Annotated in this window: 12 protein-coding genes; 6 read left to right on the top strand and 6 right to left on the bottom strand. The window is 73.5% G+C overall.

What is annotated here, in order from left to right:
• Positions 1–27: 27 nt before the first annotated feature.
• Both O7628_RS10915 and O7628_RS10910 read left to right on the top strand, forming a co-directional pair.
• Complete coding sequence (locus O7628_RS10915; protein ID WP_278130069.1) at positions 28–345, top strand: helix-turn-helix domain-containing protein; 318 nt, start codon at positions 28–30, stop codon at positions 343–345.
• A gap of 16 nt (positions 346–361) precedes the next feature.
• Positions 362–856 (top strand): SRPBCC domain-containing protein, encoded by a 495-nt coding sequence (locus O7628_RS10910; RefSeq protein WP_278130068.1) that lies wholly within the window; start codon positions 362–364, stop codon positions 854–856.
• A 146-nt stretch (positions 857–1002) separates the two neighbouring features.
• Here O7628_RS10910 and O7628_RS10905 read toward each other — a convergent pair whose 3' ends face one another.
• Complete coding sequence (locus O7628_RS10905; RefSeq protein WP_278130066.1) at positions 1003–1461, bottom strand: helix-turn-helix transcriptional regulator; 459 nt, start codon at positions 1459–1461, stop codon at positions 1003–1005.
• 439 nt (positions 1462–1900) lie between these two features.
• Complete coding sequence (locus tag O7628_RS10900) at positions 1901–4441, bottom strand: S8 family serine peptidase (RefSeq protein WP_278130064.1); 2541 nt, start codon at positions 4439–4441, stop codon at positions 1901–1903.
• Positions 4442–4569: 128 nt separating this feature from the next.
• Here O7628_RS10900 and O7628_RS10895 point away from each other — a divergent pair, with 128 nt between their 5' ends.
• Complete coding sequence (locus O7628_RS10895) at positions 4570–6354, top strand: sigma-70 family RNA polymerase sigma factor (protein ID WP_278130062.1); 1785 nt, start codon at positions 4570–4572, stop codon at positions 6352–6354.
• Between the two features lie 87 nt (positions 6355–6441).
• Here the strand turns inward: O7628_RS10895 and O7628_RS10890 are convergent, their stop codons facing one another.
• Genes O7628_RS10890 through O7628_RS10880 form a run of 3 tightly spaced genes read right to left on the bottom strand, consistent with a single transcriptional unit; the run spans position 6442 to position 10673 of the window.
• Positions 6442–7824, bottom strand: a complete 1383-nt coding sequence (locus tag O7628_RS10890) for a PHB depolymerase family esterase (protein ID WP_278130060.1) — start codon at positions 7822–7824, stop codon at positions 6442–6444.
• A 40-nt stretch (positions 7825–7864) separates the two neighbouring features.
• The gene (locus tag O7628_RS10885) at positions 7865–9568 is read right to left on the bottom strand and encodes a PQQ-dependent sugar dehydrogenase (protein WP_278130058.1); all 1704 of its coding nucleotides are present in this window, start codon (positions 9566–9568) and stop codon (positions 7865–7867) included.
• A 37-nt stretch (positions 9569–9605) separates the two neighbouring features.
• Entirely contained in the window at positions 9606–10673 is a 1068-nt protein-coding gene (locus O7628_RS10880) for an SMP-30/gluconolactonase/LRE family protein (protein WP_278130056.1), read from the bottom strand.
• Positions 10674–11124: 451 nt separating this feature from the next.
• Between O7628_RS10880 and O7628_RS10875 the strand changes: the two genes are divergently transcribed.
• On the top strand, positions 11125–11949 hold the full coding sequence (locus O7628_RS10875; protein ID WP_278130054.1) for an SAM-dependent methyltransferase: 825 nt from the start codon (positions 11125–11127) through the stop codon (positions 11947–11949).
• Positions 11950–11983: 34 nt separating this feature from the next.
• Here the strand turns inward: O7628_RS10875 and O7628_RS10870 are convergent, their stop codons facing one another.
• Positions 11984–12460, bottom strand: coding sequence for a helix-turn-helix domain-containing protein (locus O7628_RS10870; RefSeq protein ID WP_278130053.1), 477 nt, complete (start codon positions 12458–12460; stop codon positions 11984–11986).
• 259 nt (positions 12461–12719) lie between these two features.
• Between O7628_RS10870 and O7628_RS10865 the strand changes: the two genes are divergently transcribed.
• Complete coding sequence (locus O7628_RS10865; RefSeq protein WP_043960764.1) at positions 12720–12941, top strand: acyl carrier protein; 222 nt, start codon at positions 12720–12722, stop codon at positions 12939–12941.
• Positions 12934–14508 carry a class I adenylate-forming enzyme family protein gene (locus O7628_RS10860; RefSeq protein WP_278130052.1) on the top strand — a complete coding sequence of 525 codons (1575 nt, stop codon included), beginning with the start codon at positions 12934–12936 and terminating at the stop codon, positions 14506–14508. Before O7628_RS10865 ends, O7628_RS10860 begins: the two co-directional genes overlap by 8 nt.
• Positions 14509–14572 lie beyond the last annotated feature (64 nt).

Below are 14572 nucleotides of genomic sequence, written 5' to 3'. Positions count from 1 at the left end.
ACGTACAACCATATGGTTGTAGAAGTGGTGACCGGGGAGCATGCCGACCGCATCTTCCACGCCCTCGCGGACTCCACCCGGCGCGACATCGTCGCCCGGGTCATCCGCCACGCGGAGTCCGTCTCGGCGCTCGCCCGGCACTACCCGATGAGCTTCGCGGCCGTGCAGAAGCACGTCGCGGTGCTCGAACGGGCCTCGCTCGTGACGAAGGAGAGGCGGGGGAGGGAGCAGATCGTGCACGCGGACATGACCGTGCTCCGCCGGGCCGCCCGGCTCCTCGACGCGTACGAGGAGATCTGGCGGGAACGTGTGGCCCGCATCGACCAGCTGATCGCCGAAGACTGAGAGAGGGAACCGAACCATGCCCGTGACGAGCATCCAGAAGGACGTCGAGGCGTTGACCCTGACCTTCGTCGCCGAGTTCGACGCCGGGGTCGAGCGCGTGTGGCAGGTGTGGGCGGACGCCCGCCAGCTGGAGCGGTGGTGGGGGCCGCCGACCTGGCCGGCCACGTTCGAGCAGCACGACTTCGTGGTGGGCGGCTGGTCCCATTACTACATGACCGGCCCGGAGGGGGAGAAGGCGCGCGGCTGGTGGCGGATCACCGCGCTCGACGCGCCGCACCTGCTGGAGTTCGACGACGGCTTCTCGGACGAGCACGGCAACCCGACCGACACCGACCGGCCGACCCACGCCGTCGCCACGCTGACGGCCGACGGCGCGCGCACCCGGCTGACGCTGGTCACCCGGTTCGCCGACGCCGACCAGCTTGAGCGGATGGTGAGCATGGGCATGGAGGAGGGGCTCCGCGAGGCCCTGGGCCAGATCGACGGCCTGCTCGCCGAAACCCGGCGCTGAACCGCCCGGTCACTCGGGCCCTGCCCGGCGGCGCAGCGCGCCGCCGGGCAGGACCGGCACCCGCGGGACCGACCGCGCGGTCGGTGGCCGGTTGCGGTGGAATCGCGTCGGCGTGTCGTGTGCGGCAGGCGGCCAGGGTTCCGCGGTCAGGTCGCCTGGTTGCGGGGTGGCCGGGGAGCATCCCGGACGGGCCTGGTCACCTGCTTCGACACGCAGGCCGGCAGGCCCACCGTGCTGAGTGCCGCGCGCTGCCGGTAGCTGCTGGGCGGCATCCCCACCAGCTCCGTGAAGCGGGTGCTGAAGGTGCCCAGCGACGCGCAGCCGACCGCGAAACAGACCTCGGTGACGCTGAGATCGCCGCGGCGCAGCAGGGCCATCGCGCGCTCGATGCGCCGCGTCATCAGGTAGGAGTACGGCGCCTCGCCGTAGGCGAGGCGGAACTGGCGGCTGAGGTGCCCGGCCGACATGTTCGCCCCCCGGGCGAGCGCCTCCACGTCCAGCGGCTGGGCGTAGTCCCGGTCGATCCGGTCGCGGACCCGCCGCAGCCGCGCGAGGTCGCGCAGGCGCTGGGCTTCGGCGGCACCGCTGGTCACCCCCGGGATCATGCCACCCCGCCCGCACCGCGACGAAAGACCCTGGCGTGGGCACCGTCATCTCCTGCGGTCGCTGCCTCCCCAGCGTCGATCGGTGACGTAGAGTGGCTTTCTCGCTGGACGGCCCACCCCACCGGGCTCCCTTTGCTCTGCACCCACCTGCGCAACAGCCACCTAGCGTCATCGACCGTCGCGGCCTTGATCGTCCGTGCTCTGGTGTGAGCGCTGGTCAGGCGAGGTGCTGCGCCGATGGGTGCAGAGCAAAGTAGTCGAGGGCATCGGTGGGGGCCGGAGGAGAATCACGAAGAGTCAGGTCGACGGCCGCAGGGTGCGGCTCCGCGATCATCACGGGGAGTGCCCGAGGTCTGCCGGGTTCCGCGGCCCACCGGGGCCGCCCAGCCGGGAGGGCCCGGCCGTTCGGCCGGGCCCCGGTGACCGACGGACACCCGGGTCAGGGCGTGGCCACCTGGATCCGCACTGGCACGGAGTCCACGCCGACCAGCCCGGCCGAGTCGAAGACCTCCAGCCACACCGACCAGGTGGTGACATTGCCCGTGCCCAGGCCCAGCTCCGCGCTGAAGCTGGCGCAGCTCTTCGGCAGGACGATGTCGTCGACCGGGCCGCCGGTGGGCACCGCGCTGCCCTGGCAGAGCACCTTCTTGACGCCGCCGTCGCCGTACGCGGTCCACCGGTAGCGGGTCCCCGCGACCGTCCCGTCCTCCACGTCGGTGGCCGTGCCGGCGAACGCGACGAGCTTCGGCTTGCCGTCGATCGCCGTCAGGTCCTGCGCCGCCGCCGGCTTGCTGATCGTGGCGGTCGGCCGGTGCTGCCCGGCCAGCAGCGCGGTGACCGTGAAGCTGCGCTGCGCGCTCGCGCCGCCGGCCGTGAACGTCGCCGTGTACGACCCCGCCGTGACCTTGCCGGCCGGCAGGAGCGCCAGGTGCCCGGTCTGCTGGTGGACCACCGTCCCGCCCCGCCGGACCGTCCAGGACGCCTCGGCGTCGGGCACCGGCCCGAAGGCGTCCGGGTCGTTGGAGGTGCCCACCAGGCTGACCGACTGCCCCGGGGCGAGCGTCAGCCCGACCGGAGGCGAGACGATGGCCGCGGTCGTCGGGCTGTCCACCACCGTGACGGAGACGGTCGCCGAGCCGGTGCGCCCGAGGCCGTCGGTGGCCTTGGCGGTGATGACGTGGGTGCCGGGCGACAGCGACGACACGAACGTCTGCGACTCGTGGCCCAGCACGCCGTCGAGGCTGCTGATCCAGGTGATCGGGAGCTGCTTGCCGAGGAAGTCGGTCGCCTTGCCCCACAGGTCGACCGACTGGCCCACCCCGACGTGCTGTCCGGTCGTCGGCGCGCTGATGCTCACCGCGGGTTTGTCGACCTTGACCCCCAGCGCCTTGGCGACGGCGGCCAGGGCGTCGACCCGGCGCTGGCTGCCCGTCACCTTGGCGCCGAGCCCGCCGACGTGCGCGGTGTCGTTGAGGATGTCCCGGACCTGCGCGGCGGTCAGGCTCGGGTCGGCGGCCATCACCAGCGCGGCGACGCCGCCCACGAACGGCGCGGCGACGCTCGTGCCGCAGGCGTCGGACCGGGTCTCGTTGACGGCCGGCTTGCCGGGGTCCTTGAGCCCCATGACGCAGTAGGGGCCGTAGATCTCCACCGAGGTGGTCAGGTCGCTGGTGCCGAAGTTCGACTTGTTCGCCAGCGTCGCGTCCGTCCTCATGCCGCCCACGCACATCACGTGGGTGCTCTCGCACGGCACGTAGAGGGTGTCGCCGTCGATGTTCGCGGCGTCGTTGCCGGCGGACGAGACGATCAGCGCTCCGGTGTCGCGGACGTGCTTCATCCGCCGGTCGGTCCACGTGCTGGCGTGGGACTTGCCGAGGTTCACGTCGCGGGTGAAGCTCAGGTTGACCACGTCCGGGTGGCTCGCCTCGGCGGCCTTCTCCAGCCGGCGCAGCACCGTCCAGTAGTCGATGCCGTTGCGCACGGCGACCAGCTCGTCGACCACCGGCCCGGCGGGCCCGGCGGTGCCGTAGCCGTTGTCGACCCGGCCCATCGCGGCGAGCACCACGTCCGTGGCGTGCCACGGGCAGGGATTGCCGCCCGTGCAGTCGTTGGTGTTGGTCTCGCCCCACTTCACCGAGTGCAGGGACACCTTGGTCGGAAAGTCGGGGTTGGACTGGAACCCGCCGTCCTGCACCAGGTACTTCACCTGCTTGGTCAGCTTGCCCTTGGCCTCCAGCAGCTGCCAGGCCGGTGCGACCCCGGTGTCCATCGTGCCGCCGTACTCCATGAACATCCAGTCGAAGACGTTGTTGGTGATGTCGGGGGCCTCGTAGACCTCGCCGTCGACGATGCCGGTCGGCTCCACCACCCAGTCGAGGACCAGTTCGGTCCCCGCCCGCCACTCGGCGGCGGCGAGCGCGAGCAGCCGCAGCGCCCGCTCGTCGCCGACGCGGTAGGTGCCGGACTGGCCCGGCTCGGCGGCCCGCAGGTCGTCGACCAGCCCGGCCGGGTCGGCGCGGTCGGCGTCCACCCGGACCAGGTGGTCCTGCCCCTGCTCGTCGGGTGCGAACGAGTCGAGCACCTGACCGCCCCAGCGGGTCAGGAAGGCGTCCAACTCGGCCTGGTCGGCGACCCGCACCATCACCTCGTCGAGCACCAGGCCGGCGGGCGAACCGTCGGGTCCGGCCACCACCCCGAGCTCCCGGTCGGTGCCGAGCCGGCCCACGGGGTCGACCGGCAGCCGGGGCGCGGACAGCCCCGGGTCGATCCGGACGGCCAGCGGCTCGCCACGGTTGCCGCCGGGCGTCGACGCGGTCGGGCCGGCTGACCCCGAGGCGGTGGGGCCGGCTGACCCCGGGGCGGCGACGGCGGCCGGCCCGGTGGTCGTGACGATGCCGGCGGCGAGCGCCGCCGCCACGAGGGCGGCCAGGGTCCGGCGCGGGCCGGCGGCGGGGCGGCGGACGGGTGGCGTCGGTGTCATGAGCGTCTCCTCGGTGTCTGCGGTGCGCTGACACCGGTGGGAGCACGGGCGGGTCGGCATGCCAACAGAAACGCACCGGGATTTATCTTTTCCGTTCTACTGGACCGGTCGGAGAACGGTGGGGGCGGATGGACACGGCGGCACAGGACGACAGGGCGCTCGTCGAGGCGGTGCGCCGGGGCGACCGGGCCGGCCTGGAGGGCATGTACCGGCGGTACGCCGACCGGCTCTACACGTACGCGCGGGTGCTGGTGCGCGAGCCGGAGGCCGCCGCGGACGTCGTCCACGACGCGTTCCTCGCCGCCAGCCGGCGCATCGACCAGCTCCGTGACCCCGACCGGCTGCGCCCCTGGCTGTACGCGATCGTGCGCAACGAATGCCTGCGGCAGCTGCGGGAGCGGTCCCGCTCCTCGGCGCTGGAGGAGGCGGGCGACCCGGTGGCCGACACCGTCGACCCGGGCGCCGGGGTCAACGCCGACCAGGTGCGGGAGCTCGTGCACAGCGCGACGGCGGCGCTCAACCCGGGCGACCGCGAGGTGGTGCACCTGGCGATCCGGCACGACCTGTCCTCCGTCGACATCGGCGCGGCGCTCGGGGTGCCCGCCAACCACGCCCACGCCCGGCTGTCCCGGGCCCGGTCGCAGCTCGAACGGGCGCTCGGCGCGCTGCTCGTCGCGCGCAGCGGCTCCCGGGACTGCGCGGCGCTCGCCGGGTTGCTCGACGGCTGGCAGGGGCGGCTCACCCCGACCCTGCGCAAGCGGGTCGCCCGGCACATCGACGGCTGCGCCGCCTGCGGGCTGCTCCGGCGCGAGCAGCTCAACCCGGCGGCGCTGCTCTCCGCGTACACGGCTCCGGGGTTCCTGGTCGTCGCCGACACGGTGTGGCCGAGGCTGGCCGACTCGGCGCGGCCGGGGTCGGTCGACGGCGGGCCGGCGGAGGCGGCCGACGGCGGGGTGACCGGCGCGGCCGACGGCGGGTCCGGGGCGTCCGCCGACGCGGCGACCGCGTCGCCGCCGGCACCGGGCGAGCCCGCCGGCCCGTCGCAGCCAACCGGGCCGGACGGTGGGCCGCAGCCGGCCGGGCCGGCGGAGGGCGCGGCGTCGGCGGAGGGCGGGCACACCGCGAGGTCGGCGGAGCGGCCTCCCGCCGGGCCCGCCACCGCGCTGGCCGGGGGCGGCGCGGCGGCTCCGCGGGCCGGGTCGGAGTCTCCGCGTACGGCATCGCGGTCCCGGCGGCGGCGTCGGCTGGCGGCGAGCGCCGGGCTGCTGGTGCTGCTCGCCGCGGCCGGCACCTGGGCGCTCGGGCCCGGTCGCCCGGCCGCCGACCGGGTGGCGGCGACCTCCGGCGCGGCGGCCGACGGACCGGCGACGCCCCGGTCGGGGCCGGTGGGCTCGGCGGGCCCGACCGACGCCGCCGCGCCCGGCGGTTCCGGGGCCCCGGCGGGGCCGGGACCCGAGCCGGACGGCACCGGCGGTACGCCCACCGGTGCGGTCCCGCCCGGTGCGCCGCCGCCCGGCGCGACCGGCCCGGTCTCCGGTCCGGGCTCCGGGCCCGGACCGACGGCTTCGTCGACCGGGTCGCCGGTCGCGCCCCGGCCGACGGGCACGCCGAAGCTGGCCACGGCGTTCACGCTGCGGGCGAGCGCGCACGTGCGCTGCGGGGCGGACACCTACACGCTGGTCGTGCAGGCCACCGGCAGCGCCGCGATCGAGGCGGCCCAGGTGCGTTGGACCGCGTCCGGCGGGACCGCGTCGAGCCGGGCCATGACCGTGGACGGGACGGCGGCGCGGGCGAGCGTGGGCCAGCTCCGCGCGTCGGCCCTGACCTGGACGGTGCGGGCGACCGCCGCCGACGGCCGCACCGCGCAGAGCCCGTCCTACCGGGTCACCGATCCGTGCCTGCGGCCGGGCTAGCGGGGCGGAGTCGACGCGACCCCGCCCCGCCCGGGCCGCGCCGGGGGAGTCGTCCGGCCGTCCGGCCGACTCCCCGAGGCGCGTGGATCAGGCCCGCAGCGTCCAGCGCTGGTTGGCCTGGCCGCTGCAGGACCAGAGAATGATCTTCGTGCCGTTGGCGGTGCCCAACCCGCTGGCGTCCAGGCAGAGCCCGGACTGGGCGTTGGTGATGGTGCCGTCGGCGTTGACGTTCCACTGCTGGTTGGCGCCGCCGTGGCAGTCCCAGATGATCACCGGGGTGCCGTTGCTGGTGCCGCCGCCGCTGGCGTCGAGGCACTTGGTGCCGTTCACCTGGAGCTGCCGGCCCGCCGTGTGGGTCCAGCGCTGCTGGGCGGCGCCGTGGCAGTCCCACAGCTGGATCTGGACGCCGTTGCCGCCGTTGGTCGGCACGTCCAGGCAGCGGCCCGACTGGGTGCCGACGACCATCACCCCGGCCGCCGGCGGCGGGGTCGTGGGCGGCGGGGTCGTCGGGGTCGGGGTCGGCGTGGTGGTGGTGCCGTCGAGGCCGAGGAAGGCGATCGAGTACGCGATCTGACCGGCCTGCGGCAGCTCGTGCCCGACGCCGCTGATGCTGATGCCCTCGACCGTCGCCCGGGTGCCGGTCTCGCCGTACCGGGTGCGGGTCCAGTTCGACTGCGGGCGGTCGGTGAACGCCGGCGTCTGGCTCAACCCGTGCAGGTTGGTCCACTGCTTGATCTCTTCACCGAAGTTGACGTACGACAGGGTGGTGTCGGTGGTCCCGTGCAGGAACTGCATCCGGGGGTACCGGCCGGTGTAGCCGGGGTACATGGCGCGGGCGGCGTCGCCCCACTGCTGGGCGGTCTTGGTGATCTGCCCACCGGCGCACTGGCTGTTCCAGGTGTTGGTGCTGCTGCCGGTCGCGAAGCAGGTGGCGGGCACGCCGCTGAACGCCGACCCGGCGGCGAACACGTCCGGATACTCGGCGGCCATCACGTTGGTCATCATCGCGCCGGAGGAGAAGCCGCTGACGACAACCCGGGCGGGGTCGACGTTGTGCCGCTGCTTGGCGTAGTTGACCATGGAGATGATGCCGTCGGAGTCGCTCCCGCCCCCGCGCCGCAGCCCCTGCGGGGAGTAGACGTCGAAGCACTTGCTGCTGCGCGTGACCTCGGGCAGCACGATGATGTAGCCGTACCGGTCGGCGGCGGTGACGTAGTCGCGGCCGTTGCCGTTGAAGATCGCCGGCCCGGAGCCGCCGCAGTAGTGGATCAGCACCAGCAGCGCCGGCCTGGGCGCGACGTTGTCGGGCACGTAGAGGTACATGTTGAGGCCGCTGGGGTTGTTGCCGAAGTTGGTGACCTGGGTCAGGGCCGCCGCCGAGGCCGGCTGCGCCGCCATCAGCACCGTCATGGCGAGCAGCGGCACGGCCGCGAGGGCCGCCACCGCCCTGAGAAGACGTTTCACGGACATGGGCTCCGATCTGGTGGGACGGGGATGGTGGTGGGTGGGGCTAGCTGCCGAGGGTCACCTTGAGGATCCGCTCGTTGCTGTTGTTCGGGACGCTGTCCTTGTCGCCGCCGGTGCTCGTGGTCAGCCACAGGTTCCCGTCGATGGTCGGCTCGACGGTGCGCAGGCGGCTGTAGGTGCCGACGAAGTACTGCTGCACGTCGGTGAGGGTGTCGCCGCTGATCACCTCCCGGTACATCCGGTTGCCGCGCAGGCAGGCGAGGTACACCACGTCGCGGACGATGGCGAGGCCGCTGCACGAGGCGTCGGCGACCGGGTACGTCCGTACCGGCGCGAGGTAGTTGGGGTTGGCGCAGTCGCCGACCGTGCCCTCGCAGGCCGGCCACCCGTAGTTGCCGCCCCGGACGATGATGTTGGTCTCGTCCATGACGTTGTTGCCGAACTCCTGCTCGAAGAGCCGGCCCCGGGAGTCGAAGGCCAGCCCCTGCGGGTTGCGGTGGCCGTAGCTCCACACCTGGTTGCCGAACGGGTTGTCCGTCGGCACGGTGCCGTCGGGGCGGATCCGCAGCACCTTGCCGGCCAGGTCGTTGACGTCCTGGGCGCGGTCCGGGGTCTGCCCGTCGCCGGTGGCGGCGTAGAGCATCCCGTCGGGGCCGAAGCGCAGCCGGCCGCCGTTGTGGTACTTGTTGCGCGGGATGCCGGTCACCAGCACCTGGAGGCTGCTCGTCTGGAGCGTGCCGTCGTAGCGCATCCGGACGATCCGGTTGTCGGTCGCCGTGGTGTGGTAGATGTACAGCCACCGGTCGGTGGCGAAGGTCGACGCCACGGCCAGCCCGAGGACGCCGCCCTCGCCGTTGGTGCCGGCGGCGTTCGGCACCGTGCCGATGCTGCGCTTGTTGGTGCCGTCGGGGTTCATGGCGACGACGTCGAACAGGTCGCGTCGCCCGTACAGGACGGTGCCGTCGGAGAGCTGCACCAGCCCCCACGGCAGGTCCCGCTCGGTGGTGACCACCGTCGTGCCGCAGACCGCGCTCGTGCAGGCCGAGCCGGTGCGTACGCTCACCGCGGCGCTGGCCGCCGAGGCGTTGCCCTGCGCGTCGCGGGCGACGACCGTGTAGCTGAACTGGGTGTTCGCGGCCAACCCGGTGTCGGTGAACGTGGTGGCGGGCGGGTTGGCGGCCGTGCCGGTGACGGAGCCGACCGTCGTGCCGCCGCGCAGGACGTCGTACCGGGTGACGGCGACGTTGTCGGTGGCGGCCGACCAGGTCAGGCGCACGTCGGTGCCGTTGACGGTGGCGGCGAGGTTGGTCGGCGTGCTGGGCCGCTGGGTGTCGACCTGGCAGAACGGCGGCGTGACGGTGAGGGTGGCGCTGGCCTGCGACACGTTGCCGGCGGCGTCCCGGGCGTTGACGTACCAGCCCCAGGTGACGCCCTGCGCGACGGTGAGCGTGGCGGTCAGCGTGCTGCCGCCGACGGAGGTGACGAGCTGACCGTCGTGGTAGACGTCGTAGTTCGTGACGCCGACGTCGTCACGGGACGCGGACCAGGTGAGCGTGACGGACTGGCAGGTCAGCCTGCTGCTGCGCAGGTTGGTCGGCGGGGTGGGCGGCCTGGTGTCGGCGGCGGGCCGGACGGCTGCGGCCGTCGACCCGCCGGCCGGCGGTGGCGCGGCGGCGGCGGGCGCGGCGGCCAGGACGGCGCAGGCGCCGGCCAGCAGGGCGAGGGTGGCGCGGGAGCGGGTTGGCACGTTGTTCGTCCCTTCCGGGGGGGGTGGAGCCTGGCGGTCAGTACGGGTAGCCGGGCACGTTGAGCCGCACGCTGTAGAGCCCGGAGTCGTTGGTCGGGCCCGAGGTGACGTAGAGGGTCCGCCGGTCGGAGCCGCCGAACGCCACGTTGGTGGTGCCCGAGGCGCCGGAGCGGACGGTGCCGAGCTGGACGCCCGTGGGCGAGTAGACGTGGACCAGGCCGTCGAAGCCCGACGCCCAGTACACGTTGCCGGCGCAGTCGACGGTCGCGCCGTCCGGGCCGCCGACGTAGTTGACGAAGACGCTGCGGGGGCCGGTGCTGCCGTCGGCCGCGACGGCGTACTTGTAGATCTTGTTCTCGCCGTAGGCGCCCACGTAGAGCGTCGCGCCGTCCGGGGAGAGCGCGATGCCGTTGGGCTGGCGCAGCGCGTCGTCGACCAGCGACACCTGGCCGCCCGAGACGCGGAAGACGCTGGTGCGTCCGCCCATCTGGTCGGCGCGGGCCCCGCGCTGGAAGTTGGGGTCGGTGAAGTAGACGACGCCGTCGGAGCGGACCGCCACGTCGTTCGGGGAGTTGAACGCCCGGCCCTGGTAGTTGGCGGCGACCACGCCGCGGGTCAGGTCGTCGATCCGGTACGACGAGACGCTGCGCTGGTCGTGCGTCGCGGCGACGAGCTGCCGCCCGTCGGGGCTGAGCGCGAGCCCGTTGCTGCCGGAGTTGGCCAGGAACGTGTCGAAGGTCGCCGGCGGGGTGAACCGGCGGATGGTCGACGGCTGGACCCGTTCCGGCCCGGTGGCCGCGCCCATGTCGGACACCAGCAGGTAGCCCCGGTCGGCGAGCCAGACCGGCCCTTCGAGGAACGAGAAGCCGCCCCGGATCTTCGCCGCCGTGACCGAGGTCGCCGGCAGCGGCGGGCCGTAGCTGGCGTCGGCCGGGCAGACACCGGGCGGCGCCCCGGGTGGCCCGGCCAGCGCGGTCGTGGTGTGAGCGCTCACATGGCCGGCGCGAAGAATCTGCGGGGGCGCGGCGGCGGCGCCCACCGGGACGGCGGCGGGCAGGGCGAGGCAGAGGCTGGCCAGCGCGGCGAGTGTGGGAGTCGGGACCATCGGGGACTCCGATCGGCGAGGGCCCGCCGCCGTTGGCGGGCGCGGGGTGGCGCGGCGACGGATCCGCCGAGTGGCTCCGGTGGTGGCGGGCGAGCCCGTCGGGCGCGATGGGGACATCGGGCAGCATAAGTCCTAATCCATCGATCCGCATGATTTGGTTGCCGCCAACTTCCCATGTGGGGCGGGGTGGGCCGCGGCGCTTGAGTTCGGTGAAATGACCCGGTAACATCGCCACACTTCAATGGATAGCCGTCGAGGTGGGCAACTTCCGTGTCCCGGCCGCCCGGACTGTCGTGGGTGGAATCGACGTTTCGGGGTTGCTCATCTACCCTCAGGGCACATCCGGTCCCATCTTTCGTGGGCCGGCGTCGGTTCGGCAGCCATGGGTGTCGTGTGTGGTCTCCCCGCCAGTGTGTGAGCGACCATGGCCGTGTACGGAGGGGTCGAAGCGTTGACCAGCGAAAAGGTGGCGCCTCCGGGCGTCGACACCACCCGGCCCAGCATTGCCCGGGTATACGACTACTACCTCGGCGGCAAGGACAACTTCGCGGTCGACCGGCAGGCCGCCCACATGGCCATGCAGGTCACGCCGGACGGTCCCGAGGCGGGGCGGGCCTGCCGGGCCTTCCTCCGACGTTCGGTCAGATTCCTGGCGGCCGAGGCCGGCATCCGGCAGTTCCTCGACATCGGCTCCGGGCTGCCCACCCAGGGCAACGTGCACGAGATCGCCCACGAGGTCGACCCGGACGCCCGGGTGGTCTACGTGGACAACGACCCGATGGCCCTCGCCCACGGCCGGGCCCTGCTCGCCGACGCCCGGACCACCACTGTGCTCGGGGGTGACGCCCGCCGGCCCGACGAGCTCTTGGCGCAGCTCACCGAACGCAAGCTGATCGACTTCGACCAGCCGGTCGGCCTGCTGCTGCTGGCGATCCTGCACCACCTCAACGACGATGACGACCCGGCCGGCGTCGCCCGGCGGCTCGTCGCCGCCCTGCCTCCCGGCAGCTACCTGGCCATCTCCCACTTCCACGACCCGGGCGAGGCCCAGCCGGAGGTCTCGGAGCGGGCGCGGGCGGTGGAGAAGGTGTTCAACGAGACCCTCGGCACCGGCCGGTGGCGCACCCGGGCGGAGATCATGGGCTTCTTCGGCGATCTGGAGCTGCTGCCGCCCGGGCTGGTCCCGCTGGCGGAATGGCGTCCGGACGGCGAGGAGGACCGCCAGCAGACCGCCACCTACCACACCATCGTCGGTGGGGTGGCCCGCAAGCTCTGAGCCCGTCCGGCGCCGCCGCGCGCCGGAAGTTCGTTCACGGTCCCGGCGGATGCCGACAGGGGCCGCCGACCCGCGCCGCGAACCGTGGGTCGGCGGCTTGCCGGAGCCCGTCCTGGACGTGTGGCCGCAGCTCGAACCGTCGCCAGATGCGCCCCACCGTCGAGGCGGACAGCCCGCTGTGCGCGGCCATCGACGCCCGGGACCAGCGGGCCGCCCGCTCCGGCCGCGCGCCCAGGGTGGCGGCCACCACCTGCTCCACCCGGACCGGCCCGATCGTCGGGGGCCGGCCGGCGCGCGGCGCGTCGGCGAGGCCCGGCAGCCCGCGCGCCACGAACCGGGACCGCCACTTGCCCACGGTCGGCGGTGACACGCCGAACCGGGCCGCGACCTCCGCGTTGCTCGCCCCGTCGGCGCAGGCCAGCACGATCCGGCAGCGCAGCGCGTACGCCTGCGTCGAGCGGGCCGCCCGGGCGCCCCGCGCCAGCCGTGCCCGCTCCTCGTCGCTCAGCATCAGTTCGGCCTTAGGCCGGCCTCTTCCCCCCATGCGGCCGATCGTACATATATGTAAACGAATTTGTGGCGCAGATATCCGGACGTCGCAGGTGGTGGGACGAATCGATGTCCCTTCTGGACAGCGTCAGCCCCCCTGGGTATGGTCCCGACGAGTTCCCAAGCGTGGGATTCGCTCGCTGCTGCAAGGTCGCGGTGGCCCGTGGAATCACATTGACATGGAGGCCGCTTCAGTGACTATGACCGATTTGCAACTGAAGATGACATCCATCTGCGCCGACGTGCTGAACCGTTCCACCCTCGGCCCGGACGAGGACCTCGTCGCGCTGGGCATGGACTCGGTCGCGGCGGTGGAGATCGTGACCCGCGTCGAGACGGCCTACGGGGTCGACGTCGTCGACGTCATCTTCGACAACCCCACGGTGAACCGCCTCTGTGACCTGGTGGGGGCCGCCGCCGGCAGCGACAGCACACATGCCTAGTCCGCTCGACGAGCCGGATCTCGCGGTCACCACGAACCTGCTCGACCTCGTCCGCGCCGCCGCCGAGCGGCACGGCGACCGCCCTTACCTGGTCCCCGCCGAGCCGGGCGGCCGGACGGCGAGCTTCGCCGACGTCCTGACCTTCACCCGGGGCTGCGCCGCCCTGCTCGACGAGCACGGCGTGCCGCCGGGCGGCCGGGTGGCGGTCGTCATGCACAACACCTCGCTGACGGCGCTGCTGTTCATCGGCGTCATCGCCGCGCAGCGCGTGCTCGTGCCGCTCAACCCGAAGTCGGGTCCCGGCGAGCTGGACGCGCTGCTCGGGCACTGCGCGCCCGCGCTGGTGCTCGCCCCCACGCCGGTCCTCACGAAGATCGGCCCGGGGCCGCGCCGGGGCGCCGTGGACGACGCCGAGGCGCTCCTGGCCGACGTGCTGGCGCGCGGCGCGGCGTACCGGGGGGAGCTGACCGCCCCCCGCGACGGCGGGACGGGCGACGCGGAGATCGTCTACACCTCCGGCTCGACCGGGGTCCCCAAGGGCGTCGTGCTGTCGCACCGCAGCCTGCTCGCCAACTCCCTGGCCATGGTGAGGTGGGCCGACGCGGGCCCCGACGACGTCTTCCTCAACGTCGTCCCGTTGTTCCACGCCGGTGGGCAGGGGTTCCCGACGCTCACCCCGCTGTGGAGCGGCGGCCGGTCGGTCTGCGTGCGGTCCGAGACGGCGCTGGTGCGGTTCTGGCACTACGTCGACCGGCACCGCCCGACATGGACGCTGGTCGTCAACGCCTACCTGGCCAACCTGGTGGAGCGGCCGGAGCGGCCGGCGGCCGGCAGCCTCAAGGGCGTCCTCGCCGGTGGCTCGGCGCTCGGCCCGGAGCTGATCCACCGCTTCGAGGACACCTTCGGCATCCGCGTCCACCAGGTCTACGGCATGACGGAGATGACCTCCCTGACGACGGTGGAGCCGCGCGACCGCCGGCCGGGGGAGCGCCGCAGCGCCGGGCTGCCGGTGCCGTTCGCCCGGGTGCGCGTGGTCGGCCCGGACGGGCGGGACGCCCCGCCGGGCGAGAACGGCGAGGTCCTGCTCAGCGGCCCGAGCATCTTCACCCGCTACGAGGCCGCGCCGGAGCTCACCGCGAAGCGGCTCGACGACGGCTGGGTGCGCAGCGGCGACCTGGGGCACCTCGACGAGCGCGGCGAGCTGTCCATCGTCGACCGGATCGACAGCATGGTCATCGTCAGCGGCGAGAACGTCTACCCCGCCGAGATCGAGAACGCCGTGCCCCACCTGGCGGGCGTCGAGGACGCCGTCGTCGCGGCGCTGCCGCACCCGGTCACGGGTGTGGAGCTGATCCTCGTCTACACGCTGCTGCCCGGCGCCGTCGCCGACGACGACGCCTGGCGCGCGACGCTGCTGCGGTTCCTGAGCCCGTTCAAGGTGCCGCGCAGGTTCGTCGCGCTCAAGGAGATCGGCGTCGACGCCTTTCCGCGTACCCCGCTCGGGAAGATCCAGCGGCCGGAAGTGCAGCGGCTGGCGGTCGACAGCCTCGCACCGATCCGGACCTGATTCGGGCCACCAGAACTCCACGCGATTCGGCGGGAATGCCGTAACGGTGCGGCAGATCCCATTA

Source organism: Micromonospora sp. WMMD956 (assembly GCF_029626125.1).
Taxonomy (GTDB): domain Bacteria; phylum Actinomycetota; class Actinomycetes; order Mycobacteriales; family Micromonosporaceae; genus Micromonospora; species Micromonospora carbonacea.
This window is presented reverse-complemented; position numbering and strand designations above follow the sequence as displayed.

Excerpts from the sequence above, each read along its gene's own strand:
- O7628_RS10860 (WP_278130052.1), top strand. The coding sequence starts at position 12,934 with ATGCCTAGTCCGCTCGACGAGCCGGATCTCGCGGTCACCACGAACCTG.
- O7628_RS10880 (WP_278130056.1), bottom strand. The coding sequence starts at position 10,673 with ATGGTCCCGACTCCCACACTCGCCGCGCTGGCCAGCCTCTGCCTCGCC.
- O7628_RS10895 (WP_278130062.1), top strand. The coding sequence starts at position 4,570 with ATGGACACGGCGGCACAGGACGACAGGGCGCTCGTCGAGGCGGTGCGC.
- O7628_RS10905 (WP_278130066.1), bottom strand. The coding sequence starts at position 1,461 with ATGATCCCGGGGGTGACCAGCGGTGCCGCCGAAGCCCAGCGCCTGCGC.
- O7628_RS10865 (WP_043960764.1), top strand. The coding sequence starts at position 12,720 with ATGACATCCATCTGCGCCGACGTGCTGAACCGTTCCACCCTCGGCCCG.
- O7628_RS10870 (WP_278130053.1), bottom strand. The coding sequence starts at position 12,460 with ATGCTGAGCGACGAGGAGCGGGCACGGCTGGCGCGGGGCGCCCGGGCG.
- O7628_RS10900 (WP_278130064.1), bottom strand. The coding sequence starts at position 4,441 with ATGACACCGACGCCACCCGTCCGCCGCCCCGCCGCCGGCCCGCGCCGG.
- O7628_RS10890 (WP_278130060.1), bottom strand. The coding sequence starts at position 7,824 with ATGTCCGTGAAACGTCTTCTCAGGGCGGTGGCGGCCCTCGCGGCCGTG.
- O7628_RS10910 (WP_278130068.1), top strand. The coding sequence starts at position 362 with ATGCCCGTGACGAGCATCCAGAAGGACGTCGAGGCGTTGACCCTGACC.